Origin of the sequence: Streptosporangium carneum (assembly GCF_027922005.1) — a bacterium.
GTDB lineage: Bacteria > Actinomycetota > Actinomycetes > Streptosporangiales > Streptosporangiaceae > Streptosporangium > Streptosporangium carneum.
Genome location: NZ_BSEV01000017.1, coordinates 167,214 through 191,543, shown reverse-complemented (window position 1 = coordinate 191,543; position 24,330 = coordinate 167,214). Strand labels below are relative to the sequence as shown.

Sequence of the window (24,330 nt, the reverse complement as noted above, 5' to 3'; positions counted from 1 at the left end):
CCGCAGGGCTCCCGGCCGACGACCAGGGAGGGCGCGAACACGAGAACCGCACACCGGCCGCCCTCGGGGCGGATCGCATCCGGAGCCGTCCGCGGGGCCGGACCCGCGGCGAGGCCGAGTCGCCCTCGACCAGGAAGGTCACCCGTGTGATCCGCCCAGAAGGCGCCGGCCATCACGTCCATGACCGTCTCACCACCCGCCGGGTCTCCGTTCGGGAGACCCGGCCGGGAGAGTTCCGGCCGTCACCTTCGTGAAAGGCGGCATTTCTCGTCGCCGGAGGCGGCGGCCGGTCGTGGCCGCCGTCACAGAGTTTCCACCGAGGTCCCGTCCCGTCGCCGTTCCGGGTGAAATGCGCGGCGCTTCGGCATCCCGTCGCCGCCGAGCGTGTGAACTCGCCGCGGGAAGTGCGGAGGACATTTATCAGCCATGTGAACGGTAAAAGGGAAAGCTGGATGAGCTACTCGAACCTCACGACCGCAGGTCGCGATATCGGCGAGTTGGTGTTCGCCGTGAACGCCGGGCCGTTTAGCGCGGAGAAAGCGAGACAGGCCGCGGAGGCGGCGCTGGAATCCCTGAACCGCTCGGCCGTCGCCGGAGGTCACCTCGTCTCGGTGGCCCGTGTCGAGCTGGTCTACAACGCCACCACGGGAGTACTGGTCGCCCTGGCCTACGGAACGGCGACGTCAGGGTGACCCGGGGGCGGGACCGGGAACTCGACGCTTGCCTCGTCCCCTTTCCCCGCTGTTCGAGGTCGTGACGGAACAAGGGCGGAAGGTCCCCCGCCGGGGGGACCTTCCGCCCTGCCGCCATGTCGTGCCGTCGGCCAGCATGGAGACAGAAGACCCGGCCTGGTCACCGGGTCACTCCTCCGGCACGGGGCAGGTCCCGTCGTGATCGCTCCCGCCCTGGAAGAAGGCCCGCCGCGGCCCGGGGCCGCGCTTTCCGCTCGGCAGGCCCCGGACGCCGGGCGAGGGCGCGGACGTGAGCAGGAAAGGCAGGCACGCTATGACGCTGCAGGTGAAGGATGTCATGGGGCTGGTGGCCATCGCGGTCCGCCCCGAGGCGACGTTCGCCGAGTTGGTGACGACCATGCGTCGCTTCAAGGTGGGCGCCGTCGCGGTGATCGACGAGGAGGGCCGCCCGATCGGGGTGGTCTCGCAGGACGACCTGCTGCTGAAGGAGACCGACACCTCGTCCGGCGGGGGTCTCTTCGAAGGGTCCAGGCAGCGTCGGGAACACGAGAAGGCCAGGGGGACGACCGCCGGGCAGATCATGACCAGGCCGGCGTTGACCGTCACCCGGCAGACCCCGGTACGGGAGGCGGCACGTCTGATGCACGCCAACCGGATCGGACAGCTGCCGGTGGTCGACGCGGCCAGTGGAAAGATCGCCGGCACCGTGCACAGAGCCGACCTGCTGAAGATCTTCAACAGGTCGGTGTCCGACATCATGGCGGACGTGGCGGCGGCCGTGGCCGACCTGCGCCTCGATCCGCGAACGCTGACGATCACGGTTGACGCCGGCGTGGTTCGCGTCGGGGGGAGGCTGGCCAGGCGTTCGCAGATCACCCCGCTCGTCGAGGCGGGACGCCGGATAGAGGGGGTCGTCGAGATGGAGGTCGACGCCGCCTACGACTACGACGACCTGATGAGGATCCCGCTGCCCATGAGCAGGACGATCCTGTGAGCGCCTCGCGGTCCGCCGCGGGGAGACCTCGGAGGCAGGGGCGGGAACGAGGGCCGGAAGTCCTTGACGGTCGGGTCCTTCGGCCGCTGCGGAGACCCCGGCGGAGGCGGTCGGATGGAAGGCGGGAACCGAGGAGGATGACATGACAGCGCATGTGGTGGCGGGAGCGGACGGCTCGCCTTCCTCGCAGGCCGCGGTCGAGTGGGCCGCCGACGACGCGGTGCGGCGCGGGTGCGCGCTGCGGATCGTCCACGCGTGCGAGCCGTGGATTTACGACCTTCGGCTGGACACCCCGCCGGGGTTTCGCGACTCCATGGCGGAGCACTGCGAGGAGATCCTGGAAGCGGCGGCCAGGCTGGCGCGTGAGCGCGCCCCGCAGCTGAAGGTGGAGGCGGTCCTGGAGCGCGGCAAAACGGTCGACATCCTGCGGCGTGAGGCCGAGGACGCCGAACAGCTCGTGCTGGGCGGCCGGGGCCTCGGCGGGTTCACCGGGCTGCTGCTGGGGTCGGTCTCGCTGGCCCTGGCCGGACGTGTGGCCACGCCGGTCGTGATCGTCAAGAAGGCGCGGCGGCAGAGCCGCGACGAGGTCGTCGTCGGCTTCGACGGCTCGCCCGGTTCGGAGGCCGCCGTCGCGTACGCCTTCGAGGAGGCCGCCCTGCGCAAGGCCCGGCTGCAGGCGATCCACACCGTGCAGGCGCCCGTGCTGGGGCCCTACGCCGCGGCCTACGCCCCGCTGGTCGACGACAGCCTGGAGATGGAGAAGCGCCTGGCCGCCGAGGCGCTCGTGCCGTGGCGGGAACGCTACCCGCAGGTGGAGGTCAGGCAGACGGTGGTGATCGGGCATCCGGTGGCCGTGCTCTGTGAGGCCTCGGAGGCGGCGGACCTGGTCGTGGTCGGCTCGCGGGGCCTGGGTGCTCTCGGTTCGGCCGTGCTGGGCTCGGTCAGTCACGGTGTGCTGCACCACGCCCACTGCCCCGTCGCGGTGGTGCGTCCCGGGGAGCAGGCGTGACCGACGTGCGTGAGCTCGCCGTGGCCCGGGTGATGAGCCGGACCCTGGTGGCGGTCGCCCCTGAGGAGTCGCCTCTGCTGGCCTGGGAGATCATGCGCCGGGCCGGGGTGCACCACCTGCCGGTCGTCGACGCGGCCGGCCGCCTGCGGGGGGTGCTCACCCGTGAGGACCTCACCGCCCGATGGTCCGGTGGCCCGATCGAGCAGTCGGACGTCCACGTCCACAGCCTGGTGGCCGGACACCGCTGCCCGCACACCAACCTGGACGCGCGCCTGGCCGACGCCGCCGCCGCGATGATCGGCGCCGGGGTCGACGCGATCCCGGTGCTGGACGAGGCGGCCAGGCTGGTGGGGATGGTGACGGTCACCGACGTGCTGCGCGCCGTGGCGGGCGACGTCCCCGAGCGACGGGAGCCGCCGGAGCTCATGACGGGGATGTTCCGCCTGGTCCCGGTGCTTCCCCCGGCTCCGGCGAGGTGAGCCATGGCCGGTGCGCCGAAACTCCGGCGGAGCCCTCACTCCCAGGGGGCCGTCGGGAACCAGCCGTAGCCGAACCGCGCGGGCAGGCGCAGGTCCCAGTAGAGGAAGGTGAAGGCGCCGACGACGATGAAGGCCACGGCCGTGATCGTCGCGACACGTGACGGCCTGGCGGTCGCCCAGCGGACGAAACGTCCCCTGGTCGCATGCACCAGCACGACGAACAGCAGGGCCATCAGTGTGATGTTGCCGAGCGACTGCAGGACGAAGACCGCGGCCCCGTAGAACGGGTTACGCGTCTGGGCGGCGTACTCGAACAGCTTGTGGAACAGCGGGAACGGCCGCCCGACGAGGAAGCCCCCGATCAGCGCGCCGATCACGACCAGACGCGCCTGCGGAAAGCGCCGTGACAGGCGCGCGAAGGGGTCGGGCACCAGGCGCAACGCGGCCAGGCCGAGATAGACGAACGCCAGGCCGATCACCCCGAAGACGACCGACGCCTGCGCCAGCCGGGGAGGGAGGCCGGAGGCGGTCGTCGCCGTGGACAGCTGGGGCAGCCGTTCGCCGAGCATGGCGCCGACGGCGCCGTAGACCCCGGAGACCACGACCGCGCCGAGCGCGATCCTGCTGACGGGCCGCAGCGTCTCCCTGATCCGTACGGGACGGTCCCCGCCCGCGCCCGCCATGGGGGCGATCGCGCCGAAGGCGGCGACGTTGCACGCGGTGAAGGTGCCAGCCAGGCCCGAGACGAAGGCGAAGAGGGTCCCCGCGACCAGCCCTCCGATCTGCGTGTGTTTGGCGTCGTAGCCGAGCAGCGTGTTCGCGACGTTGTCGCCGATCACCCCGTCGACGAACCTGAAGGACCACAGCGCGGCGACCAGCGCTCCGGCCAGCACGCTCAGCAGGACGACGAGCCCTCTGCGGCGGGGGAGATCCGCCGAGGCCGTGGCCCGCGGCGCGAGGTGTCCCGCCGTGCCCCCTCGAACCCGCGCGGTACGGTCTCGTGCCATTCGAGATCTCCTTGGAGGCGGGGGACGTCCTCGGGCGTGGTCTTCGCGGCCGCGGGCGCGCGGCCCGGCTGTGCCCTCCACATGATGAGGCCCGGGAACGGGCGGGAGTTATCGCAGAATGCTCAATCGACGGCCGGATCAGGACATCGTCCTCCCTGCGGGCCTGTCCGGACGGGCGGGGCGGGAGGCGCCAGGCGCGGGGACATCGGAGCGAAGGCCGGCAGGACGGGCACAGCCCGCCCAGGGCCTCCTCCTACGGGGCACGAAAATCCTGGATGAAATTATTGCAGCACATTCAATGTGAAATTCGGGTGATTAGTCGATCTGTCGGAATTGTGCATCGAGTGACTCCGAGAAACGGCGGCATGTCCATCGGATCACCGGCCTTCTGTGGCAGCATTGCCTCTGCCGTACGGGCCCTTCCGGCTGAGACGAACGCGTCTTCCGGCGGTGTCCGTCCGGTTCGCAAATCGTGCCGGAGAATCGTTTCCGGTGAGAACCCTCGGAGGGATCGATGAGAAAAGTCGCTCTTAAAATGAATGTCTCGCTCGACGGGTTCGTCGGGACGTCGAGCGGGGAGGTCGACTGGATCTTCCGCAGCTTCGACGCCGAGCTGACCACGTGGATCGTCGACGGTCTCTGGCAGGCGGGCACCCACATCATGGGGCGGGCGACCTATCATGAAATGGCCGACTACTGGCCCGAATCGACCGAGCCGTTCGCCCCTCCGATGAACGAAATCCCCAAAGTCGTCTTCTCCAAGACCCTGAAGGACGCCGACTGGAATGGAACGCGCGTGGCGGGCGGAGACCTCGCCGAGGAGATCGCGCTCTTGCGGAAGCAGCCAGGAAAGGAAATCCTGGCGCACGGAGGCGCGGGATTCGCGCAGTCGCTTTCCAGGCTCGGCCTCATCGACGAATATCGCCTGATCGTCCATCCGGTCGTGCTGGGAAGCGGGGTCTCCCTGTTCGCCGATCCGGTCGACCTCAAACTGCTGAGCTCGAGGAGGTTCAACAGCGGCGCCGTCGCCCTGACCTACGAGCGCGCGTAGCCGAGATCGCGCCGACCGGGGGCGGGGCGCGCCGGGGCCGCCCCCGGTCACGACGGCCGGGCCGGGTGGTTTCGCGGGGACGTGCCGTGGGAGGTTCACCGGTGTGGAAGACGTGTGGGATCTGGTGGTCGTCGGAGGCGGCCCCGCGGGGTCCGCGGCGGCCCTGCGCGCCAAGCAGCTCCGCCCCCAGGCGCGGGTGCTGCTGCTCGACAAGGCGGACTTCCCCCGCGACAAGGCCTGTGGGGACGGCATCGCCGCCCACGGCCGTGACGAGCTGGCCCTGCTCGGCGTCCCGGATCTCATCGCCGACTACCGTCCCGCGCGTCGCCTGTCGATCGTCTCCCCCGGCGGGGCCCGTGTCCACGCCGCCGTCGCCAGGCCCAACCACGTCGTCCCCCGCGCGGTCTTCGACGCCCGGCTCGTCGACGCCGCCAGGGAGAGAGGCGTCGAGGTCCGCCGTCACCGCGTGCGCGCGCTCGCGGCCCGCGACGGGCACGTCGTCGTCGACGACGCCGTCACCGCCCGTGCCGTCGTCGCCGCGGACGGAGCGAACTCCACCGTGCGGCGTCTCGTCGGCGTGCGGTCCTTCCCCGCCAGGCACACCGCGATCGCCGTGCGCGGCTACGCCGACGTCCCCGTGGAGGACGACGTCCAGCTCATCGCCATGCAACGGGACGGATGGCCCGCGTACGCCTGGTCGTTCCCCGTCGGGGACGGCAGCGCCAACGTGGGTTTCGGGATGCTGCTGCCCAGGCTGCGAGCCACCGGCCTGCCGGGACGCGAGGTCCTGCACGGCAGGCTCGCCGAGTTGCTGCCGCACCTGCCCGCCCGCGACCTGCGGGCCCACCACCTTCCTCTGTCCCCCGGCAGGGCCGAGCCGGGCCTGGGCAGGGTGATGCTCGCCGGTGACGCGGCGGGGTTCGTCAACCCCCTCACCGGCGAGGGCATCTACTACGCGCTGCTGTCCGGCAGGCTCGCGGGCGAGGCCGCGGTCCAGGCGGCGGACGACCCGCTGGCCGCCTACCGCAGGGGACTGGGCAGGGCCCTCGGACGGCACCTTCGCACCACCGACGTGCTCGCCCGCGCCGCCCAGCGGCCCGGTTTCGTCGACGCCGCGATCGACACGGCGGCCCGGCGGCCCGAGGTGTTCGACCTGCTGGTCGAGGTCGGCCTCGGCGCGGGCACCGTGCCGCTGCCGCTCGCGTGCGCCGTGGTCCGCCGCTGGCTCGTGAACGGCCTGCGCGGAGGCCGGATTCTGGGCCTGTTGCCTTGATCACTCTTATGGTAAAGAAGGTTTCCAATAAGGTGCCTCGACCTCCCCCCATCGAAAGGCTCCACCATGCGACTGCGTTCGCGTCTCCTTGGCATGCTCGTGGCTTTGGCGGCCGTGGTGGCCACCGGCAGCCCCGCCCGCGCGGACGGGCCCACCGGCGACATCGTCTACGCCACCCGGAACGGCGGAAAAGTCGTCGCCCTGACCTTCGACGACGGCCCCTCGCCCGACTGGACCCCCAAGGTCCTCGAACTGCTGCGACGCCAGCAGATCCGTGCCACCTTCTGCCTGCTCGGCAGCCAGGCCCAGGCGCATCCCGAGGTGGTGCGCCGCATCGTCGCCGACGGCCACGCGGTGTGCAACCACACCTTCAAGCACGACGCGCTCGCCGGCTTGACGGCCGAGGAGATCCGCGCCGATCTGGCCGCGACCAACGACGCGATCCGCACGGCGGCGGGCGACCCCGGCCTGCCCATCAGGTACTTCAGGGCGCCCTACGGGGCGTGGGGGGCCTCCCCGCAGGTCGCGGCGTCCCTCGGCATGTCGGCCCTGGCCTGGACGATGGACCCGAGCGACTGGGACGGTTCGCCCGCGGACGTGCTCGTCCAGCGGCTGAGCGCGCAGATCTACCCGACGGCCGTGGCGCTGTCCCACGACGGGGGCGGCGACCGGTCGCAGACCCTGGCCGCCTACCAGCGGCTGGTCCCGCAGTGGCAGCAGGCGGGCTGGGGCTTCGAGCTGCCCGCGACGACCGGCGGCCCGTACCCGCCCGCGTGCACGGCCCCCGCCTGGCGCGCTCGCGACACCTACACCCAGGGTGACAGGGTGTCCAGGAACGGGCACATCTACCAGACCCGCTGGTGGACCCGGCTTGAGGACCCCGCCAACGCCTGGTGGGTGTGGGCGGACCTGGGCGCCTGCTGACACCGCTGACCGGAGACGATGAGAGGACGGCCGCCGCCGTACCGGCGGCGGCACTGTTCGTACGGCGAAATCCCTGGTCAAAGCCCCTTCGTTACACTGGGAACGTCCGTGGAGCACCCGTTCGTGGCGCGTGCCGCCCCGCAGAGCCGAAGGAGGGGGCCGCATGGACAAGCGTGTGGAGCAGGTCCGTGACGTCCTGCACGAAGCGGCCGAGACCCACCACGAGGTCTACCGGATCGTCAACGGCGCCGACGACGACTGGGCTTCCTGGTACGCCGACTGGCTGATCAACCTCTCCGAGCTTCCGGACCTGCTGGACACCACCCCGGTGCGCAGCGAGCTGGTCTACGAGCTGGTGGGGCTGCACAGGGAGTACACCGCGAAGGCGCCCGCGCAGGACTGGGAGTCCTTCTACGCCCAGCGCCTGCTCGACGACTTCCGCCCCGGGGACGGCGGGCCCGGATGACCCGGCCCGGGGCCGGCCGGACACCGCACGGAGGCGGGGCCCGGCGCCGGGCCCCGCCTCCGCGGTGTCACGCGAACCGCGGGGAGGTCAGGAGAAGGCGTGCTCAGGCGTCGGCAGGGTCAGCTGCCCGGGGCCGCGCCAGGCGGTCGCGTCCTTCGGCACGTCCCCGCCGGTCAGCGTGCTGAGCACCAGCGGGATCACGACCTCACTCCTGGCCAGGTCGACGGTGACGGTGGCGCCGGTGGCGGCCTCGGAGCTGTAGGTTGAGTCGGTGCCCGCGAGCACGACGGCCAGCCTGTGGCCCTTCTTGAAGACGTAGTCCTGCGGCAGGGTCTCCCAGCGGACCCTGCCGTACGTGCCACGCGGCAGGGGAGCGGGGTCGCTGAGCGAGTCGCGGTTCTGCACGTCGATCCAGCCGCGGGCGACGATCTCCAGCGGGCGGGTGGCCAGGTTGGTGGCGACCTTCTTGTAGCAGGCGTCGTCCGAGGGCGTGCTCTCGCCGTGGCAGCTCTCCTCGGAGAGCGTGGCGACGCCCTGGCCGCGCCGCCAGTCGACACGGGTGTCCTGCCCGAAGTCGACGATGAGCGCGGTCAGGTTCGAGGTGGGCCTGTCGAGCGCGACGCGCAGGTCGACGACGGGCGTGCCGGACAGGCGCAGGTCCGCCGGGAGCCTGCCGGTGGTGAACGCCGCCCTTCCCGGCTTGGCGGTGCCGACGTCGGCCACCATCGACTCCTCCGACTGCTCGATGTCGGTGAAGACCGCCTTCTGCCCCTTCCTGGCCGGGGCGAGGCCGAGGGAGCCGTCGGCGGCGGGGTGGAAGGGGACCTTCAGGGTGAAAGGCGCGGGCCAGTCGCGCTGGGTGATCCAGCGGTCCGCCCCGACCTGTACGTCGGCGCGAGGCTGCCGCATGACGCCGTTGTCCACACCGAGCAGCCAGTGGTCGAACCACTGGTGCAGCGTGTCGACCCAGAGGTCACGACGCCCTTCGAAGTCGAAGGGATCCACGTGCTGGTACTGCCCGACCCAGATCTTGCGGGGCACGTTCCGCTCCGCCAGGGCCTTCCACCACGCGGAGAAGTTGTCGGGCTTGACGTTGAGGTCGTTGACGGTGTGCACGGCGAAGACGCTGGCACGCACCCTGGAGACGTCGGCGAGCGCGCCGGCGATGTAGTCGCGCTCGGCCCAGAAGGCGTTGTGGTTCCCGGTGGCGTCGCCGTCCCTGGCGTCCATGTCCGCCCGCGCGGCGGCGCACTTGGAGTCGGGGTCGGTGTCGACGTAGTTGGCCAGCCATGACATGTAGTCGTAGTTGTAGATCACGCCGTTCGAGCGCTGGTACCTGTACCAGGAACTGATCGCCGAGATCGGGACGATGGTCTTCAGCCCTTCGACGCCGGTCGCCGCGACGGCGTTGGCCAGTGTGCCGTCGTAGGACTTGCCGATCATCGCCGTGTTCCCGGTCGTCCAGTCCGCGACGGCGGGGCTGCCGTCGGCGCGGTAGGCGGTGGCGCGGCCGTTCAGCCAGTCGACGACGGCTTTGCCGCTCAGCACGTCGGCCCGGCCGCCGCCGTCCGGACAGCCGTCGGACCTGGTGGTGCCGTTCATGTCGACGTTGAGGACGGCGTAGCCACGGGGAACGAAATAGTTGTCATAGAAAAGCGGAAATTTCAGGATGTTTCCGGCGGAATCGTAGACTTTTCGCTCTCCCTCGTTTCCGCGGCCCGCGTTGTCGTAGTAGGGGCTCTCGTTGATGATCACCGGTACCTTCAGCCCAGGGCCGGACTCCCTGGGCCTGATGACGTCGACGCGGATCCGGTCCGCTCTCCCGTCGGAGTCGCTGTCGGCGCCGGACTCGATGTAGACGTGCTCGCGGACGGCGTCGGCATAGGAGAAGACCGGCTGGCTCCGCCCGTGTTCGACGGTGATGGAGGGAGTGGCGGTCGCGTGGGCGGGGGTGGTGCCCGCCGCGATCACCGCCAGGGCGATGAGGACTGCTCGTAACTGTGGCACGCGGAGCCTCCAGGGGAACTAGAGAAACATCCGCAATATCGATGAACGACCGAGGCCTGACAAGATCTCTTTACGTCTTTGACATCACCCTGGTTCTGGTACGTGACATATTTCACACCGACCTCTTTCACACCGACCTCTTTCATGTCGGCCTCCCGGTCACGCGGCCGGTGCCCTCCGGCGGCATCGTCACCGCCTCGAATCCGGGAGGGCGTCGAGACGGGTTCCGGAACCTGCCTCTTCCGGAAGCGGGCATGCCCGCGCGTGGAGCCTCAGTAGTAGCGGGCCATGAGTTCGGTCGCCCAGGCCGGCTGGATGATCGGCTGACGGGGGGCGAACTCGACCAGGTATGGCTTGACGTCCAAGACCGGTGAGCCGGAAAGCGCGTCCAGGTCGGCGACATGCAGGCTCAGGCCGTCCACCCTGAGCAGTCGGCAGCGGGAGACGCCTAGACGGTTGGGGCGGTACGGCCCGCGGTGGGCGAAGACTCCGACGGGTGCCGCATCCGGGTTTCCTCGTGGAGGGCGGGGCCGGCTGTTCACCGTGGCCGGATCGACGCGGTCGAAGAGGAAGACGACCTCCAGGTGGGAGAAGTGCTCCAGACCGAGCACCGCCGAGGTGGTGAAAGAGTCGCCGTCAAGCCGGATCACGGCTCGCACGTCGTGCCAGTCGTCTTCGTACATCTCGCTGCGACCGCCTACGACGTGGCCGACGGGGCGCAGGGTCACGTTCTGAGTCGTCATGGTGATCTCCCGGTTCTGGCTGTCCCCGACGGTCGTCCGGCGTCTGCACACCTCTCGCCCGCCCGCGGTGACGGCCCTCGAAGTGCTCAGGCGGTCAGAGGGCGTAGGGGCCGAAGCGGCCCCAGGCGATGACCGCGGCCGATGCGAGCAGCACCAGGTTGACGGCGACGGCCACCGGCTCCTTGCGGCGGGTGTGGGTGGCGGCGGCACCGAGCATGACGACGGCCAGGCCGGTGGCGGCCGACGGGGTGAGGATCGGGGCGACGCCGGTGACGGCGGGCAGGATCAGCCCGAGGGCGCCGAGAAGCTCGACCGCGCCGATCAGACGGATCTGGGCGAGGGTGAAGTCTTCCACCCAGGGCGCCATGGGGCGCAGTTTCTCCTTGGGCTGGGTGGCATGCATGATTCCGGCCAGGCCGAAGACGGCGGCCAGGACGGCCTGCAGAACCCACAGGAACACATTCACGTCAGTTGCTCTCTTTCCTTCGGATTCCTGGTCTAGTGGCGGCCGAGGGTGCCGCGGTGCCGGGCGAGGTGTTCGAACCGGTTGAACAGGACCACCCCGGCCGCCGTGATGAGCAGCGGTTGTGCCAGCAGCCAGCCGAGACCCCAGCCGGTCGGGAGGGCGGCCAGGGAGTGCCCGCCGAGCAGGATGTCGCGCATGGCCTCGATGCCGGGCGCGACGGGGACGACCAGCCGGCTGAGGAAGGCGATCTGGTCCGGCATGGCCGCCAGGGGGACCAGGGTGCCGCCCGCGATGGCGTAGACGGCCACGGACAGCTGGGTGATGATCTCGATGCGTTTGAACACCAGGGTCAGGCCGCACAGGATGAGCGCGAGTCCGCAGGTGCCCAGCGCGATGGCGGCCAGTGGCACGATCATCTGCGCGTCGACGGGCAGTTCTCCGCCCTGGACGGTGACGGCGACGGCGCCGGTGGCCAGGACGGCCAGCGCGGTGGGCAGGGCCGCGATCACGGCGGAGACCTGGCGGCCGAGGATGCTCGCGGCCGGGGGCAGCGGGGTCAGACAGGTCTGTTCCAGTACGCCGGACTGGATGTCGCCCAGATAGCTCCAGAACACCCGGTTGACCTGCTCGTGGATGAAGGTCAGCGCCACCATGCCGAGCAGCACCGGCAGCAGCAGATCCGCGCGCAGCTGCCCACGTCCCATGAACAGCACGATGAGCAGGTAGAACAGCGGAAAGGTGATCATCTCCATCAGGACCTCGCGCCATCCGGCGAGCAGGTCGAGCAGGCCCTTGCGGACTTCGGCGGCGAATCCGCGGATGAAGGTCATGACGACTCCAGGGCTCGTCGATGGTTGCGGCCGAACAGCAGACCGGCTACGGCGGTGAGGACGAGGGTGTGGGCCAGCAGCCAGGGCAGCGCGCCGCCGGTCCAGACCTCGGCCAGGGGGCGGCCCTCGAACAGCGTCTGGGTGAGCGCCTCGACGCCCAGCGTGGTGGGCAGGAGTCTGGCCGCTGCGGCCAGCCAGTCCGGATACAGGTTCAGCGGCAGGAACGAGCCGTTGAGCAGCAGCACCAGCGAGGTGAACAGCGACTGCAGGGCCCCGATCATCGGGGAGACCAGAGCGAGGGCCGCCAGCAGGAAGGTGAAAGCCAGCGCGTTCGCCACCAGGAGCACGGCGGGCAGGAGCGCCGCCCAGCGCAAGGGGACGGTGATCTGGGCCAGGAGCGCCGGGACGAGAGCGGCGACGGCGGCCACGGCCAGCCCGAACGCCGAGGCGGTGAGCAGCCGGCCGAGCATCAGCAGCCACGCGGGCGCCGGGCTCATCTGGGACTGGGTGAAGGTACCCGCGCGTTTCTCCTCGATGAGGTCGGCCACCATCACCAGACCGGCGTACTGCAGGAACCAGTAACCGCCGATCGCGACCAGGGTCGGCGGCAGCAGATCCTGGCGCAGTTCGCCCTGACCCAGGACGAACTGCAGGCCGAGGTACATCATGGTGCTGATCAGCAGCGTGATCACATGCCCGGCCGGGTGCGCGAGCTGCACACGCAGGCCCTTGCCGATCTCCGCGCGCAGGACCTCACGCATGGGACGGCTCGCTCACCAGGGCGAGGAACACATCCTCCAGGTCGGGCTGGACCTGGGTCAGCGACTCCAGGACGGCTCCTTGCGCGCGCAGTCGCTCGACCACGTCGTACACCTCGAGTGGATCGCTCACCCGTGCGCTGATCGTGGTGACGCCGTCGCGGGTGACGGCGTCGAAGCCGGACGGCGCCGCGCCCTCGACGCGGATCTCGTACCGGTCGCGTTCGCGGAAGCGGGCCAGCAGCTCACGCGTGGGCAGGTCGGCCACGAGCCGCCCCTGCCGGATGACGGCGACCCGGTCGCACAGCTCCTGGGCGACGTCGAGCTGGTGGGTGGTGAGCAGGATGGTGGTGCCGAGCTCGCGGGCCTGCTCGGCGATCCAGTTCTTGACGGTGCGCGTGGCCTCGACGTCCAGGCCGAGCGTCGGCTCGTCCAGCAGCACGATCGGCGGGTCGGCGATCAGGGCGGCGGCGATCGCGACCTTCTGCTGCATGCCCCGGGAGAAGCCGCCGACCTTGTCGTGGCGCCGCTCCCACAGGCCCAGATCGGTCAGCAGGTCCTGGGCGCGCTCGGCGACCCGAGCCTTGCGCAGGCCCTTGAGCCTGCCGAAGTACATCAGGTTCTGCCAGGCCGACAAGCTCCAGTAGACGTTGCGGGAGCCTTCCAGCACGGCGCCGAACTGGGCCATCGCGGACGGACGCTGCCGGGCCACGTCGAAGCCGCCCAGCCGGACCCGCCCGGAGGTGGGGGTCAGCAGGCCGGCCAGCATCTTGATGGTCGTGGTCTTGCCGGCGCCGTTGGGGCCCAGGAAGCCGAAGACCGATCCGGCCGGGATGCGCAGGGACACCTCGTCGACCGCCCGGACCTGCGCCGCGCCGTACACCTTGGTCAACGCGTCAATCTCGATCACGTCATCTCCTCCAGCGGGAAGGCCCGGCCCTCTTGCGGGGCCGGGGAGGTCGTCAGTGCTCGTCGGTGCTCGTCAGTGCTCGTCAGTGCTCGTCAGTGCTCGTCCAGGACGTCGATGTCGTCGACGGTGGCCTCGCGCGTCAGGGCGAAGGCCGCGGCGGCCTCGGCGTTGCCGGGTACGGCCTGGCGGGCCGCCCGCAGGTCGGCGGCCGAGTCCCAGCGCCAGACGCCGACCCAGGTGGAGTCGTCGATCCGGCCCAGGCGCGCCTCGGTCAGCCCGGGAAAGGCCGCCCTGGTGGCCGACACCAGAGCGGTGTGCCGGGCCCGGAGCTCCTCGGCGTCGGAGGGATCGGCCTGGAAACGAGTGACGGTGATGACCGGCATGACTAGTTCTCATCTCTAGAGTTGACTTCTAGTGAACGAATCTAGAGATAGACTCTAGCTATGAGCGATGTCAAGCGGCCCGGCAAGCGGGCGCAGAAGGCGCAAGAGACCCGTCGGCGCATCCTGGCGGCGGCACTGGAGCTGTTCGCGCAGGACGGGTACGGTGCGACGAATCTGCAGGACGTCGCCGACAGGGCCGGGGTCGCGGTGCAGACGATCTACTTCGTCTTCGGCAACAAGCGCGCCCTGTTGAAGGAACTGGTCGACGTGACGATCGCAGGCGATGACGAGCCGGTGGCCACCATGGACCGGCCCTGGTACGTCGACGCGCTGGCCGCCGGCACCGCCCAGGACATGCTGCGCGCCTACGTCGCGGGCACGACCTCGGTCCTGGAGCGGGTCGCGCCGATCGGCAAGGTGCTGGACGGGGCGTGCGCGAGCGACCCCGAGGTCGCCGCGCTGTGGCCCCACGACGTCGATCCGCGCCATGTCGTCCAGGAGAGGGCGGCCAAGGCGCTTGTCGGCAAGCCCGGCGCGCGGGCGGAGGTGTCGGTGGAGGCGGCCGCCGACCTGCTCTACGGCCTGCTCAGCCCCGAGCTGTATCTGCTGTTCGTGCACGCGCGCGGCTGGCCGCGCGAGCACTGGGAGCGATGGGTTTTTCGGACCCTGCGCGCTCAACTCTGCTCAGATTAGGCTCGCCGTCGGCCGGCGAGCCGGCCCGCGCGGATGCCGCGGCACCGCTTCAGATCCGCTTTCGCAACTTCAGTGGATTCCTGCTAACATGACCGGCCACGAGTGACCGAGGACAGGGAGACCAGACATGGCAGGTGACGACGACATCTCCGGGTGATACCCGGAAGTGATCGGCCATCGGCACGGGCGCGGGAGCGCCGCCGTGGCCATGCCGTCGTCCCATGAGTCCATGTCCCCGCCGGGCGCCTCTCCGGCCTGCCCGCGTCACACCCGAGGGTTTTCCCGCATGTCCGATGCTTTCGTCATCTGCTCCAACCTTTCCTTCTCCTGGCCCGACGACACCCCGGTCTTCCAGGACCTGTCCTTCACCGTGGGCGGCGGCCGTACGGGCCTCGTCGCACCGAACGGCGCGGGCAAGAGCACCCTGCTCAAGCTGATCGCCGGGGAGCAGCGGCCCAGCCGCGGAACCGTGTCCGTCGAGGGCGTGCTCGGCTACCTCCCGCAGAGCCTGCCCCTCGTCGGCGACCTGACCGTGGCGGAGGTCCTGGGGATCGCTCCGGTGATCAGGGCGCTGGACGCCATCGAGTCCGGCGACGCGAGCGAGGAGCACTTCGCCACGATCGGCAACGACTGGGACATCGAGGAGCGCACCCGTGCCCAGCTGGACCGGCTCGGCCTCGGAGACGTTCCCCTCACCCGGCGCCTGCACGCGCTCAGCGGCGGCCAGGTCGTCTCCCTCGGCCTGGCGGCACAGTTGCTGAAGCAGCCCGACGTCCTGCTGCTCGACGAGCCGACCAACAACCTCGACCTCGACGCGCGCCGCAAGCTCTACGGCGTGCTCGAGAACTGGAACGGCTGCCTGCTGCTGGTCAGCCACGACCGGGCCCTGCTCGACCGGATGGACCGCATCGCCGAGCTCGACCGGGGCGAGGTCCGGTCCTACGGCGGGAACTTCACCCAGTACGAGGAGGCCGTGCGCGCCGCGCGGGAGGTCGCCGAGAAGAACATCCGCAACGCCGAGCAGGAGGTCAAACGGGAGAAGCGGGAGATGCAGCAGGCCCGCGAGAGAGCCGAACGCCGGGCGAGCAACGCCGCCCGCAACCTCAAGAACGCCGGTCTGCCGAAGATCTTCGCCGGGACGATGAAGCGGGGCGCCCAGGAGGCGGCGGGGAAGTCGAACGAGACGCACGCCGCGCGGGTCAGCGATGCCAAGGCCAGGCTCGACGAGGCGGGCCGCGCCCTGCGCGACGACCAGAAGATCGTGCTGGAACTGCCCGGGACCAACGTCCCGGCCGGGCGCATGGTCTTCCTCGGCGAACGGATGCAGATCCGCCACGGCGAGCGGGCCCTCTTCGCCGGGGAGGGCGTCGACCTGGCGATCCGGGGACCTGAGCGGATCGCGCTGACCGGCCCCAACGGCGTCGGCAAGTCCACCCTGCTGCGCGTGGTCAACGGTGAGTTGGAGCCGGAAGGCGGCCAGGTCAGGCGGGCCGACGGCCGGATCGCCTACCTGTCCCAACGGTTGGACCTGCTGGACCTCGATCGCACCGTGGCGGAGAACCTGGCGGCGTTCGCGCCCGGGATGCCGGAGGCGCAGCGGATGAATCTGCTCGCCCGCTTCCTGTTCCGGGGCGCCCGTGTTCACCTGCCGGTCGGTGTGCTGTCCGGCGGCGAACGGCTGCGCGCCACCCTGGCCTGCGTCCTGTGCGCCGAACCGGCGCCCCAGCTGCTGCTGCTGGACGAGCCGACCAACAACCTCGACCTGGTCAGCGTCGGCCAGCTGGAGGCCGCGCTCGGCGCCTACGAGGGGGCGTTCGTGGTGGTCAGCCACGACGAGCGGTTCCTCGCGGAGATCGGGGTGGATCGCTGGTTGACGCTCTCCGAGGGCAGGCTGCTGGAGACGAGGGCCCCCGACGGCGACTGACTCTCGCTCGTGGCCGCCGCCGCTCTCCACGCGGACCCGGGGGGTCGGCTCAGGGCGACGGCCCTCCTTGAGATCTACATTGTAAAGGAGGGTGGCCGGTTCACCTCCGGGCCGGGATCGACGTGTGAATCGGCGGCAGGACGGCGGAGACGGTCGGGCCGGCGGCGGGGCGTGGGGGAGCGGGGCGCGCCGTGACGGCATGGTCTGTCCCCGGCAGGCTCGGCCTGCCGGGTGCTACCGCGTGAAGGTCATGTGCGTGACGCCGCCGGGGGTCGTCACGGACTCGATCCGGAAGCGCTTCTCGAGCCCCTCGAGGCCGTCCCACAGCGGTTCGCCGCGGCCAAGGAGGATCGGGACGACGGCGACGTGCAGGTGGTCGACGAGATCGGCGGCCAGGAAGTCGCGGACGGTGCCCGGCCCGCCGCCGATTCTCACGTCCAGGTCGCCCGCCGCCTCGCGTGCCTGGCGGAGCGCCTCCTGGGGCGTGGCGTCGACGAAGTGGAACGTGGTGCCCCCCTCCATTTCCACGGAGGGGCGGGGGTGGTGGGTCAAGACGAACACCGGCGTGTGGAACGGCGGATTGGGCCCCCACCACCCGGTCCAGTCGTGGTCCTCCCAGGGGCCGCGGTGGGGGCCGAACTTGTTGCGTCCCATGATCTCCGCGCCGACGCCCTCGTTCCAGGTGCGGGCCACGGCGTCGTCGACTCCGGTGCCGCCGCCGGTCTTTCCTTGGACGTCGTGGAAGGTGCGCGTCCGGAGGAACCAGTCGTGAAGCCGTCCGCCGGCGTGGCCGAACGGCGCGTCGAGGCTCTGCCCTTCACCGGTGGCGAAGCCGTCGAGGGAGACGGAGAAGTTGTGGACTCTCACCCGGGACATGACGTGACCTCCTGGCTCGCACCAAGTGATTGCGATTTGCAACTACTTGGGTAAGCGAGAGTAGGCTAAGCGGTGGCGTAACGCAATCACTGGGAGGCGCGCATGCGAGAGGGGCCGCGGTCGGGGTGTGCGATCAACGCGGCGGTGGAGGCGCTCGGGGACCGGTGGAGCCTCATCGTCCTGCGCGACGTGATCTTCGGAGGGCGTCGGCACTTCCGTGATCTGCTTGTCCACTCCGAGGAGGGAATCGCGTCGAACATCCTCAGCAGCCGCCTCAAGGCCCTCGTAGCCGGAGGGCTCCTCACGCAGGAGCAGGCCGGACGAGGACGACGGGCGACCTACAGTCTCACCGAGGCGGGCATCCAGACTGTCCCCATCATGGCCACGCTCGGCTCGTGGGGGCTGCGGCACCGTCCGACGACACCCGAGCTGGGTGTCCGCGCGCGACTGCTCGAAGAGGCGGGCCCGCCGCTCTGGGAGGACCTGATGGACGAACTGCGGGAGACGCACCTGGGCGTCCCACGCCCGAGACCTGACCGCCCTCTGGCGTCCGAACTCCTGCGGGCGGCCTACGAACGCGCCGTGGCTGAGTCGTCCTGACCCGGGTCTCGCGGCGCGGGCCCGTTCGGGGAGCTCCGCGCCCCGGGGCGGGTCACCGGGAGGGGAGCCCGGCCCTGTCCACGGCCGCCTCGATCCCGTCCAGCAGGACGGTGAGCCCGGCCTCGAAGGTCTTCTTCGCCTCACGTTCCAGGTAGGGCACCGCCTCGTCCTCGTCCACGGGCGCCTCGACGGCACCGCTCTCGAGCCAGGCCACCGTCGGGAAACGGTCGGCGAAGTCGGGGACGGCCTCGCGCAGCAGGGCCGAACGGGCGAGCCACCACTCGTCGTCGGAGACCCCGGTCGTCGCGGGGGCCTGCCGTGACTCGGCGGCCGTCTGCGCCACTCCGCGCACGAAATGGAACAGCGTCCCGACGACGCGTCGCAGCACCCCGGCCTCCAGGCCGGTCCCGCGCAGGATCCGCAGCACCGTCTCGAGCATGGCGTACTCGTTCGGCCCCAGCACCGGCCGCGCCTGCGACACCTGCAGCACCCACGGATGCCTCAGGTAGAACGCCCAGGCGTCCCGGGCCCACGACGTCGCGGCCGCCCGCCAGCCCTCCTCGAGCCCGTAGTGGACCGGCAGCTCGCCGAGGACCCGGTCGTGCATCAGGTCGACCAGTTCGCTCTTGCTGGGGACGTAGGTGTACAGAGCCATGCCGGTGCGCCCGAGCCGTTCGCCGACCGCGCGCATGGACAGCGCCGCCATCCCGTCGGCGTCGGCGACGGCGATCGCCGCGTCCACGATCACGTCCACGCTCAGCCCGGGCTTCGGGCCCGGGCGTGCCTCTCCCGGTCCCGGGGTACGCCACAGCAGGGCCATCGAACGGCGCGCGTCGCCCTGCCCGGCGAAGACGACCACCTGCGACTCCTCATGACGTGCACCGGCGCGGCCGAGCCGACTCTTCACGTCCTGAAGATATCAGCGGGGCACGGTGGCGGCCGGGTCCGGGATCGGCGCGCACGGCCGGGGCGCGCTCCAGCGGGTCAGCCGGTGACCAGGTGCTGGATCGAGGGAGCGTAGAGGTCGGCCAGGTGCTCGGGGGTGGCCCGCGACCCGGCGCCCGAGGGGTGGAGGCTGAGGGTCGCACCCAGTCCGAGGAGCTGACCGGCGATGAGCTCGGCCCGCAGGGCGCGTTCCCCTCCGCTGAGCAGCGCGGCCAGGCGCGCGGTGACCTGCTCGTGGAAGCGCTCTCGCAGGAGGGAGCGTTCGTCGCCGTTGCCCAGGGAGAACACGGCGCGCAGCAGCGGGTCCCCCTGCTGCTCACGACGGCTGCGCACCAGCGTCAGCACCATGTGCCTGCCGAGCGTGTCGAGGGGGGCCGCGAGGAGCTCGTCGGCCGCGGGGCCGAAGTCGGCGACCGTGTTGAACAGCTGTTCCTTGCTGCCGAAGTGTTTGACGATGAGCGAGGCGCTCACCCCCGCGTCGGCGGCGACGCCCCGCAGAGTCACCTCGGCGTAGGGACGCAGGGTGAACGCCCGCCGGGCGGCACGCAGGATCGCGCCGCGGCCCGCGCGGGTGTCGAGGCCGGCGCCTGTTTGCCGGGCCTCGCCGGAGGTGGCCCGTACGTCCTGGGTCTCGCCGGTGGCGGTCTCCGGGCCCGTCGCCCTGCCGGTGGCGTTCACGGTCATGCGCCCTCCTGGGCGAGCGCCGTCGTCGGACGCCCCACTGCGCCCGCCGTCCGGTCCTGCCCGACGGTAGCCTGAGCCGGGGCCGGGTGTCCCGGCGGGCACGGCGTGACGACCAGGGCCAGGAGCGCCGCGCCGACCCCCGCCCGGGGCGTCGCGGAGCCGAAGGGCGACCATATGAGCAAGACCGACAAGACCTGGCCCCGGTGGGTCAGGAGCCGCCACCGCGTTCGAGGGCACAGACCGCCGCGGCCGGATCCGCCGATCGAGGAGGTCGTGATGACGACTCACAACCGGCTTCCCCGCGACGCCGCTCAGGCCATGGAAGAGATCGCGGCAGCGGTGGGGAGCGTGTCCGAGGCCGAGCTTGACGTGATCGTCGAGGAGTTGCTCGCGGCGCGTCGGATCGCATGTTACGCACCGGGCCGGGAGGGGCTGGTCCTGCGCGGCCTGGTGATGCGGCTTTTCCACGCGGGGCTCGACGCGCACTACGTCGGCGAGATGACCTGCCCGGCCGTGGGGAGAGGGGACCTCGTCGTCCTGTCCTGCGGCCCCGGCCGCCTCTCCACAGTCGAGGCCCTGGCCGGTGTGGCGGTGCGGGCAGGCGCCCGCCTGCTTTACCTGACGGCCCAGCCTCGGGACCCGGCGGCCGGCCACGCCGATCGCGTTGTCCGCGTCAAGGCTCAGACCATGGCCGATGACCAGGCCTCGACGACCGTGCTGCCCATGGGCAGCGCCTACGAGATCGCTCTCTTCGTTCTCGTCGACCTGATCACGAATCGAGTTCGGGCACACCGGTCGGAGCCGGCGGAGGCTTCGCGGTCACGTCACACGAACCTCGAGTGAGCGCGAACGAGTTCTCCTGACCGGACAAGCCTCCGGCCAGGGGCGGATTCGCCGGTAGGACTGTCCGGGAACGCGCCGGCGCCGTTCCTGAGAGGTGGGGAGCGTCCTGCTGGACGTCCGGGGCGGTGTCGGGGCGGGGCGAATCGCTGTCGGGATCCCTTCTCGGAGGCCCATTTTTGATCTACATTGTAAAGGCGTCTGGCTGGTTTCAAGATCATTTACAAAGGGCTGAAGACTCGTCCCCGAAAACAGGGCTTCCTGTCAGGGGATTCACCCGCGGTGAGCCGGTGGCGTCTTCCTGGCTCCGCGGCCGTCTGCGTCGCGGAGTGGTCGCCTCCCTGTTCCTCGGGCCGGTCAGGTTCTGCGACGGCCTCGCTCTGTCCGTGCGGCTCGTCGTTGCCTGACCGGTCGTGCCGAGGCGGGGGTCACCAGTGTGCCGGCCGGGTGAGCGGGGAGGGGAGTCTGGTCCTGTCGTCGCCTCTGGCGGCGTCGAGCTGAGACTGGATGAGGAAGATGCTCTCGGTGAGGTCGGCGCCTCGCAGGTCGGCGTCCCGGAGGTCGGCTCCGATGAGGTCGGCCATTCGCAGGTCGGCGCCTCGCAGGTCGGCTCCGATGAGGTAGGCGCCTCTGAGGTTGGCTCCTCTGAGGTCGGCGCCCTTGAGCCTGGCTCCGATGAGGTCGGCTCCTCTGCGGTCTTTCTTCTTGTGCGGCAGCTGGGCTCGCACGAGTTCGCTGGCGTGCAGAAGGAGGGGGTTGACCTGTCGTCGTTGTGCCGCGACGTCCACTTCGGCGAGGACGTCGGGGGTGTCGTGGGTGAGGCGTTCGGTTTCCGCGAGTGCGTGCTTGAGCTCGTCGTGGATCGGGCGGGCGGCCTGGAAGGTCAGTGCCTGGGTGAGGTACCAGAGGAGTTCGTGGAGGTCTCGCATGACGGGGAAGACCTTGAACATTTGTTTCGCGGTCTCCGGGGCTTTTCTCCAGTCTTTGCCCGCGAAGGTGATTTGAGAGACTTTCTGTCCGGCGCCGAAGCAGTCGTAGACGGTGCAGCCTCGAAAGCCCTTCTGCCTGAGCTGGGAGTGGATGCCGCAGCGGAAGTCGGGCCGCAGGTTGGGGCAGGCCTGCCCGGCGTCCTTGTTGATCGCGAAGTCCGTGGAGGCTGAGAAGGCCGGGGCGACACAGCACAGCGCGAAGCAGTTCTCGCAGTCGGCCTGCAGGCTGAGGCGGTCTCCGGTGAGGAAGGGGGCTGCGTGTTCGCGTTCGTCGGGCAAGGCGTGCGGTCTTCCGTGCGGGGTCACCGTGCCGGTGACGGGTGGTCGTGGGAGTGGGCGTTCTCACAACGCACCCTAGCCGACCTCGTGCCGGGGTTTTCCCTCGTGGTCGACGGGGGTTTCGGGCCGCGCGGCCCGGAGGCGTTCAGGATGCTCAGCGTGTCCTGTCGTGTGCGAACCAGATTCCGGCCGCGGCGCACACCGTCGCCGACAGCGCGAACGCGTACGCCGCTCCGGCTGTGCCGTTCAGGCTGACGCAGCCGCCCATCACGGCGACGCCAAGGATGGCGCCGCTCTGGCGTACGGAGTTGAGCAGGCCGCCCGCGGCTCCGGCGGTGCCCTGGGGGGCGGCGGTGATGACCGCCGTGACCAGGGCGGGCAGCGCCAGCGACACTCCGAACCCGGTCAGCAGCAGGCCGAGGGCCAGCCAGCCGTACCCGGCGGCGGACCGGGTGACGTAGCCGAGTGTCACGCCGCCCGCGACCAGCAGCGCCGTTCCCGCGAGGATGGGCGGGCGGGCGCCGAAGCGGGCCATGATCCTGCCGGTCACCGGGGGGTTCAGGGCGAACGGCAGGGTCAGCGGCAAGAGGGCCAGGCCGGTGGCGGCCGGGCCGAGCCGGTGATCCTGGCGCAGCAGGATCGGCAGGACGAACAGTCCGCCGGTCAGTGTGAAGTTCACCGCCGCGCCGGTCGCCAGCGCGGCCCGCACTCCTGCGGCTCGCAGTGGCAGGCCGGCCAGGACCGGAGCCGGGCTGCGCCGCTCCAGCAGTGCGAACGCCGCCGCCGCCAGCGCTGTGGCGGCCGTCGCTCCCGCGGCGTGGCCCCAGGAGCGTGAGCCGGCGGCGATCAGCGCGTCGGTCGACGTCGCCAGTACCGCGCACAGCGCCAGTTGGGCGGCCCAGCCGATTCGCCGGGCGCCGCGTGGGCAGCTGACCGCGGGTCCGGCCGTCAGCGTCAGTGCCAGCGCCGCGATCGGGACGTTGATCAGGAAGATCGCCCGCCAGCCCGCCAGGCCGATCAGGGCGCCGCCGATGATCGGGCCCGCCGCCACCGCCGCCCCGCTGATCGCAGCCCATGCCGCCACCGCGCGGCCGCGTTCCGCGGGGTCCGGACAGAGTTTGGTGATCATGGCCATCGACGCGGGCACGCATGCCGCCGCGGCGGCGCCGAGGAGCGCCCGCACTCCGATCAGGGCCGCGACGGTCGGCGCGAAGGCGCACAGCAGCGATCCCAGTCCGAACACCGCGACTCCGGCGCGGAAGACCCGGTGCGCGCCGTGGCGGTCGGCGACCGCTCCGCCGGACAGCAGCAGCGCGCCGAACGTCACCGTGTAGGCGTTGGTGGCCCACTGCAGGCCGGCGACCGAGGTGTGCAGTGACGCGGCGAGGTCCGGTTCGGCGACTGACAGCACGGTCATGTCCAGCAGAACCATGAAATATCCGAGTGAGATGCCCAGCAGGGCGCGTTGGCGGGTGGCGGGCCGTGCCGTCCGGGTCCGGTCGCCGGAGAATCGGGAGATCGTCATGGCCGCACTCTGCGCTGTCGGCCGTTCTGGTTCCACCGGTGTGCTCGTAGGCGGCGTTCGGAATTTCCGAATGCCGACGGCGGGTTGGAGGGGGCATGGAGCTACGGCAGTTGCGGACCTTCGAGGCGGTGGTGCGGCACGGCACCGTGACCGAGGCGGCCAATGCGCTCGATCTGGCGCCTTCCACGGTTTCCGAGCAGATCCGCCTGCTGGAGGCGTCGCTGGGGGTGGCGCTGTTCGATCGGACGAGCAAGGGGATGCGGCTGACCGGGGCCGGTGAGCGGATGCGGGGCTGGGCTCGTCGTCTGCTGGATCAGGCCGAACAGGCGCGTCTGGAGGTGGCGGGCCGGTTGAGGGTGTTGCGGCTGGGGGCGTTGGAGACCATCGTCGCGACTCGTGTGCCCCGGATCCTGGCCAGGCTCGCCGAGCGTCGCCCGGACGTCGGCGTCGAGGTTCTGGCCGCGACCAGCCGTGACGAGTTGCTGGCGGACGTGATCGCCGGGCGGTTGGAGGCGGTGCTGCTGCTGGATGCCGGTGACGCCCTCGGAGGTCTGGGTTTTCCGGTGCCCGCCACGCCGTTGACCTTTGTCGACGTCGATCCGGTGCCGTTGGTGCTGGTCGCTGCGCCGGGGCATCGGCTGCGGGGGCGCCTGTCGCTGGGGGCCGAGGACCTGGTTCACGAGCGGTTGCTGGTCAACGTGCCCGGTTGTTCCTTCCGGATGGCCGCGGACAGGCTTCTGGGGCCCGGCCCCGTCCAGGTCCAGGTGGGTGGGGTCGCGGTGATGCGGGCCTGGGCCGAGCAGGGCGTGGGCGTCTCGTTGCTGCCCGAGTTCGCGGTGTCGGCCGCGTTGGGCTCTGGCGCGCTCGTCAGACTCGACTTCGCCGTACCGGATCTGAGCATGCGGCTGGTCTGGCGCGCCGACCGTGAGGACCTGCCCGGGTTGCGTGAGGTCCTGTACGCGGCCAGCGCGTGACCGGTCGCC

Annotated in this window: 27 protein-coding genes; 13 read left to right on the top strand and 14 right to left on the bottom strand. The window is 70.8% G+C overall.

Annotated features, from left to right (window positions below; translation table 11 throughout):
• On the bottom strand, positions 1-182 hold a 182-nt coding region (locus PKF00_RS29880; protein ID WP_271221002.1), incomplete at its 3' end, for a hypothetical protein.
• A gap of 270 nt (positions 183-452) precedes the next feature.
• On the opposite strand from PKF00_RS29880, the gene PKF00_RS29875 reads away from it, so the two are divergent.
• From PKF00_RS29875 to PKF00_RS29860, 4 genes are all read left to right on the top strand, one after another.
• Positions 453-692, top strand: coding sequence for a hypothetical protein (locus PKF00_RS29875; protein ID WP_271221001.1), 240 nt, complete (start codon positions 453-455; stop codon positions 690-692).
• Positions 693-1,005: 313 nt separating this feature from the next.
• Positions 1,006-1,686: a CBS domain-containing protein gene (locus PKF00_RS29870; RefSeq protein WP_271221000.1), complete on the top strand. Its 681-nt coding sequence runs from the start codon at positions 1,006-1,008 to the stop codon at positions 1,684-1,686.
• A gap of 142 nt (positions 1,687-1,828) precedes the next feature.
• Complete coding sequence (locus PKF00_RS29865; RefSeq protein WP_271220999.1) at positions 1,829-2,695, top strand: universal stress protein; 867 nt, start codon at positions 1,829-1,831, stop codon at positions 2,693-2,695.
• Positions 2,692-3,174 carry a CBS domain-containing protein gene (locus PKF00_RS29860; RefSeq protein WP_271220998.1) on the top strand — a complete coding sequence of 161 codons (483 nt, stop codon included), beginning with the start codon at positions 2,692-2,694 and terminating at the stop codon, positions 3,172-3,174. Before PKF00_RS29865 ends, PKF00_RS29860 begins: the two co-directional genes overlap by 4 nt.
• Positions 3,175-3,209: 35 nt before the next feature.
• Here PKF00_RS29860 and PKF00_RS29855 read toward each other — a convergent pair whose 3' ends face one another.
• Complete coding sequence (locus PKF00_RS29855) at positions 3,210-4,181, bottom strand: hypothetical protein (RefSeq protein ID WP_271220997.1); 972 nt, start codon at positions 4,179-4,181, stop codon at positions 3,210-3,212.
• A 514-nt stretch (positions 4,182-4,695) separates the two neighbouring features.
• Between PKF00_RS29855 and PKF00_RS29850 the strand changes: the two genes are divergently transcribed.
• The 4 genes from PKF00_RS29850 to PKF00_RS29835 all read left to right on the top strand — a co-directional run bounded on the left by PKF00_RS29850 (position 4,696) and on the right by PKF00_RS29835 (position 7,895).
• Positions 4,696-5,232 (top strand): dihydrofolate reductase family protein, encoded by a 537-nt coding sequence (locus PKF00_RS29850; RefSeq protein ID WP_271220996.1) that lies wholly within the window; start codon positions 4,696-4,698, stop codon positions 5,230-5,232.
• 103 nt (positions 5,233-5,335) lie between these two features.
• A complete protein-coding gene (locus PKF00_RS29845; protein WP_271220995.1) occupies positions 5,336-6,505 on the top strand; it encodes an NAD(P)/FAD-dependent oxidoreductase in 1,170 nt (389 codons plus the stop codon).
• A 66-nt stretch (positions 6,506-6,571) separates the two neighbouring features.
• Positions 6,572-7,429, top strand: a complete 858-nt coding sequence (locus PKF00_RS29840; protein WP_271220994.1) for a polysaccharide deacetylase family protein — start codon at positions 6,572-6,574, stop codon at positions 7,427-7,429.
• Between the two features lie 163 nt (positions 7,430-7,592).
• Positions 7,593-7,895 carry a hypothetical protein gene (locus tag PKF00_RS29835; RefSeq protein ID WP_271220993.1) on the top strand — a complete coding sequence of 101 codons (303 nt, stop codon included), beginning with the start codon at positions 7,593-7,595 and terminating at the stop codon, positions 7,893-7,895.
• Positions 7,896-7,982: 87 nt separating this feature from the next.
• On the opposite strand, the gene PKF00_RS29830 is transcribed toward PKF00_RS29835, so the two are convergent.
• The 7 genes from PKF00_RS29830 to PKF00_RS29800 all read right to left on the bottom strand — a co-directional run bounded on the left by PKF00_RS29830 (position 7,983) and on the right by PKF00_RS29800 (position 13,992).
• Positions 7,983-9,902, bottom strand: coding sequence for a Xaa-Pro dipeptidyl-peptidase (locus tag PKF00_RS29830; protein ID WP_271220992.1), 1,920 nt, complete (start codon positions 9,900-9,902; stop codon positions 7,983-7,985).
• A gap of 272 nt (positions 9,903-10,174) precedes the next feature.
• Positions 10,175-10,645 (bottom strand): SAM-dependent methyltransferase, encoded by a 471-nt coding sequence (locus tag PKF00_RS29825; protein WP_271220991.1) that lies wholly within the window; start codon positions 10,643-10,645, stop codon positions 10,175-10,177.
• 94 nt (positions 10,646-10,739) lie between these two features.
• The gene (locus PKF00_RS29820; RefSeq protein ID WP_271220990.1) at positions 10,740-11,111 is read right to left on the bottom strand and encodes a DoxX family protein; all 372 of its coding nucleotides are present in this window, start codon (positions 11,109-11,111) and stop codon (positions 10,740-10,742) included.
• Positions 11,112-11,143: 32 nt separating this feature from the next.
• Positions 11,144-11,941 (bottom strand): ABC transporter permease, encoded by a 798-nt coding sequence (locus tag PKF00_RS29815; protein WP_271220989.1) that lies wholly within the window; start codon positions 11,939-11,941, stop codon positions 11,144-11,146.
• A complete protein-coding gene (locus PKF00_RS29810) occupies positions 11,938-12,702 on the bottom strand; it encodes an ABC transporter permease (protein WP_271220988.1) in 765 nt (254 codons plus the stop codon). The genes PKF00_RS29815 and PKF00_RS29810 overlap by 4 nt, the downstream gene beginning before the upstream one ends.
• Positions 12,695-13,609: an ABC transporter ATP-binding protein gene (locus tag PKF00_RS29805; protein ID WP_271220987.1), complete on the bottom strand. Its 915-nt coding sequence runs from the start codon at positions 13,607-13,609 to the stop codon at positions 12,695-12,697. Before PKF00_RS29805 ends, PKF00_RS29810 begins: the two co-directional genes overlap by 8 nt.
• Positions 13,610-13,701: 92 nt before the next feature.
• A complete protein-coding gene (locus tag PKF00_RS29800) occupies positions 13,702-13,992 on the bottom strand; it encodes an antibiotic biosynthesis monooxygenase (protein WP_271220986.1) in 291 nt (96 codons plus the stop codon).
• Positions 13,993-14,052: 60 nt separating this feature from the next.
• Here PKF00_RS29800 and PKF00_RS29795 point away from each other — a divergent pair, with 60 nt between their 5' ends.
• Both PKF00_RS29795 and abc-f read left to right on the top strand, forming a co-directional pair.
• The gene (locus PKF00_RS29795) at positions 14,053-14,685 is read left to right on the top strand and encodes a TetR/AcrR family transcriptional regulator (protein ID WP_271220985.1); all 633 of its coding nucleotides are present in this window, start codon (positions 14,053-14,055) and stop codon (positions 14,683-14,685) included.
• Positions 14,686-14,971: 286 nt separating this feature from the next.
• Positions 14,972-16,609, top strand: coding sequence for a ribosomal protection-like ABC-F family protein (abc-f, locus tag PKF00_RS29790; protein ID WP_271220984.1), 1,638 nt, complete (start codon positions 14,972-14,974; stop codon positions 16,607-16,609).
• A gap of 234 nt (positions 16,610-16,843) precedes the next feature.
• Here abc-f and PKF00_RS29785 read toward each other — a convergent pair whose 3' ends face one another.
• Positions 16,844-17,485, bottom strand: coding sequence for a dihydrofolate reductase family protein (locus tag PKF00_RS29785; protein WP_271220983.1), 642 nt, complete (start codon positions 17,483-17,485; stop codon positions 16,844-16,846).
• Between the two features lie 102 nt (positions 17,486-17,587).
• Between PKF00_RS29785 and PKF00_RS29780 the strand changes: the two genes are divergently transcribed.
• Positions 17,588-18,085 carry a winged helix-turn-helix transcriptional regulator gene (locus PKF00_RS29780; RefSeq protein ID WP_271220982.1) on the top strand — a complete coding sequence of 166 codons (498 nt, stop codon included), beginning with the start codon at positions 17,588-17,590 and terminating at the stop codon, positions 18,083-18,085.
• Positions 18,086-18,137: 52 nt separating this feature from the next.
• On the opposite strand, the gene PKF00_RS29775 is transcribed toward PKF00_RS29780, so the two are convergent.
• Positions 18,138-18,944 carry a TetR/AcrR family transcriptional regulator C-terminal domain-containing protein gene (locus PKF00_RS29775; protein WP_271221012.1) on the bottom strand — a complete coding sequence of 269 codons (807 nt, stop codon included), beginning with the start codon at positions 18,942-18,944 and terminating at the stop codon, positions 18,138-18,140.
• Between the two features lie 125 nt (positions 18,945-19,069).
• Positions 19,070-19,714 carry a TetR/AcrR family transcriptional regulator gene (locus tag PKF00_RS29770; protein WP_271220981.1) on the bottom strand — a complete coding sequence of 215 codons (645 nt, stop codon included), beginning with the start codon at positions 19,712-19,714 and terminating at the stop codon, positions 19,070-19,072.
• Between the two features lie 318 nt (positions 19,715-20,032).
• Here PKF00_RS29770 and PKF00_RS29765 point away from each other — a divergent pair, with 318 nt between their 5' ends.
• Entirely contained in the window at positions 20,033-20,557 is a 525-nt protein-coding gene (locus PKF00_RS29765; protein WP_271220980.1) for a phosphoheptose isomerase family protein, read from the top strand.
• A gap of 425 nt (positions 20,558-20,982) precedes the next feature.
• Here PKF00_RS29765 and PKF00_RS29760 read toward each other — a convergent pair whose 3' ends face one another.
• Positions 20,983-21,822: a pentapeptide repeat-containing protein gene (locus PKF00_RS29760; protein ID WP_271220979.1), complete on the bottom strand. Its 840-nt coding sequence runs from the start codon at positions 21,820-21,822 to the stop codon at positions 20,983-20,985.
• 154 nt (positions 21,823-21,976) lie between these two features.
• Positions 21,977-23,347 (bottom strand): MFS transporter, encoded by a 1,371-nt coding sequence (locus PKF00_RS29755; protein ID WP_271220978.1) that lies wholly within the window; start codon positions 23,345-23,347, stop codon positions 21,977-21,979.
• A 95-nt stretch (positions 23,348-23,442) separates the two neighbouring features.
• Between PKF00_RS29755 and PKF00_RS29750 the strand changes: the two genes are divergently transcribed.
• A complete protein-coding gene (locus PKF00_RS29750; RefSeq protein WP_271220977.1) occupies positions 23,443-24,321 on the top strand; it encodes a LysR family transcriptional regulator in 879 nt (292 codons plus the stop codon).
• Positions 24,322-24,330: the final 9 nt, after the last annotated feature.

Bases quoted from the DNA above. Each gene is read 5' to 3' on its own strand.
- PKF00_RS29785 (WP_271220983.1), bottom strand. From the start codon at position 17,485: ATGTCCCGGGTGAGAGTCCACAACTTCTCCGTCTCCCTCGACGGCTTC.
- PKF00_RS29875 (WP_271221001.1), top strand. From the start codon at position 453: ATGAGCTACTCGAACCTCACGACCGCAGGTCGCGATATCGGCGAGTTG.
- PKF00_RS29840 (WP_271220994.1), top strand. From the start codon at position 6,572: ATGCGACTGCGTTCGCGTCTCCTTGGCATGCTCGTGGCTTTGGCGGCC.
- abc-f (WP_271220984.1), top strand. From the start codon at position 14,972: ATGTCCGATGCTTTCGTCATCTGCTCCAACCTTTCCTTCTCCTGGCCC.
- PKF00_RS29810 (WP_271220988.1), bottom strand. From the start codon at position 12,702: ATGCGTGAGGTCCTGCGCGCGGAGATCGGCAAGGGCCTGCGTGTGCAG.
- PKF00_RS29800 (WP_271220986.1), bottom strand. From the start codon at position 13,992: ATGCCGGTCATCACCGTCACTCGTTTCCAGGCCGATCCCTCCGACGCC.
- PKF00_RS29755 (WP_271220978.1), bottom strand. From the start codon at position 23,347: ATGACGATCTCCCGATTCTCCGGCGACCGGACCCGGACGGCACGGCCC.
- PKF00_RS29770 (WP_271220981.1), bottom strand. From the start codon at position 19,714: ATGACCGTGAACGCCACCGGCAGGGCGACGGGCCCGGAGACCGCCACC.
- PKF00_RS29835 (WP_271220993.1), top strand. From the start codon at position 7,593: ATGGACAAGCGTGTGGAGCAGGTCCGTGACGTCCTGCACGAAGCGGCC.
- PKF00_RS29870 (WP_271221000.1), top strand. From the start codon at position 1,006: ATGACGCTGCAGGTGAAGGATGTCATGGGGCTGGTGGCCATCGCGGTC.
- PKF00_RS29865 (WP_271220999.1), top strand. From the start codon at position 1,829: ATGACAGCGCATGTGGTGGCGGGAGCGGACGGCTCGCCTTCCTCGCAG.
- PKF00_RS29795 (WP_271220985.1), top strand. From the start codon at position 14,053: ATGAGCGATGTCAAGCGGCCCGGCAAGCGGGCGCAGAAGGCGCAAGAG.
- PKF00_RS29780 (WP_271220982.1), top strand. From the start codon at position 17,588: ATGCGAGAGGGGCCGCGGTCGGGGTGTGCGATCAACGCGGCGGTGGAG.
- PKF00_RS29815 (WP_271220989.1), bottom strand. From the start codon at position 11,941: ATGACCTTCATCCGCGGATTCGCCGCCGAAGTCCGCAAGGGCCTGCTC.
- PKF00_RS29855 (WP_271220997.1), bottom strand. From the start codon at position 4,181: ATGGCACGAGACCGTACCGCGCGGGTTCGAGGGGGCACGGCGGGACAC.
- PKF00_RS29750 (WP_271220977.1), top strand. From the start codon at position 23,443: ATGGAGCTACGGCAGTTGCGGACCTTCGAGGCGGTGGTGCGGCACGGC.
- PKF00_RS29825 (WP_271220991.1), bottom strand. From the start codon at position 10,645: ATGACGACTCAGAACGTGACCCTGCGCCCCGTCGGCCACGTCGTAGGC.
- PKF00_RS29850 (WP_271220996.1), top strand. From the start codon at position 4,696: ATGAGAAAAGTCGCTCTTAAAATGAATGTCTCGCTCGACGGGTTCGTC.
- PKF00_RS29765 (WP_271220980.1), top strand. From the start codon at position 20,033: ATGGAAGAGATCGCGGCAGCGGTGGGGAGCGTGTCCGAGGCCGAGCTT.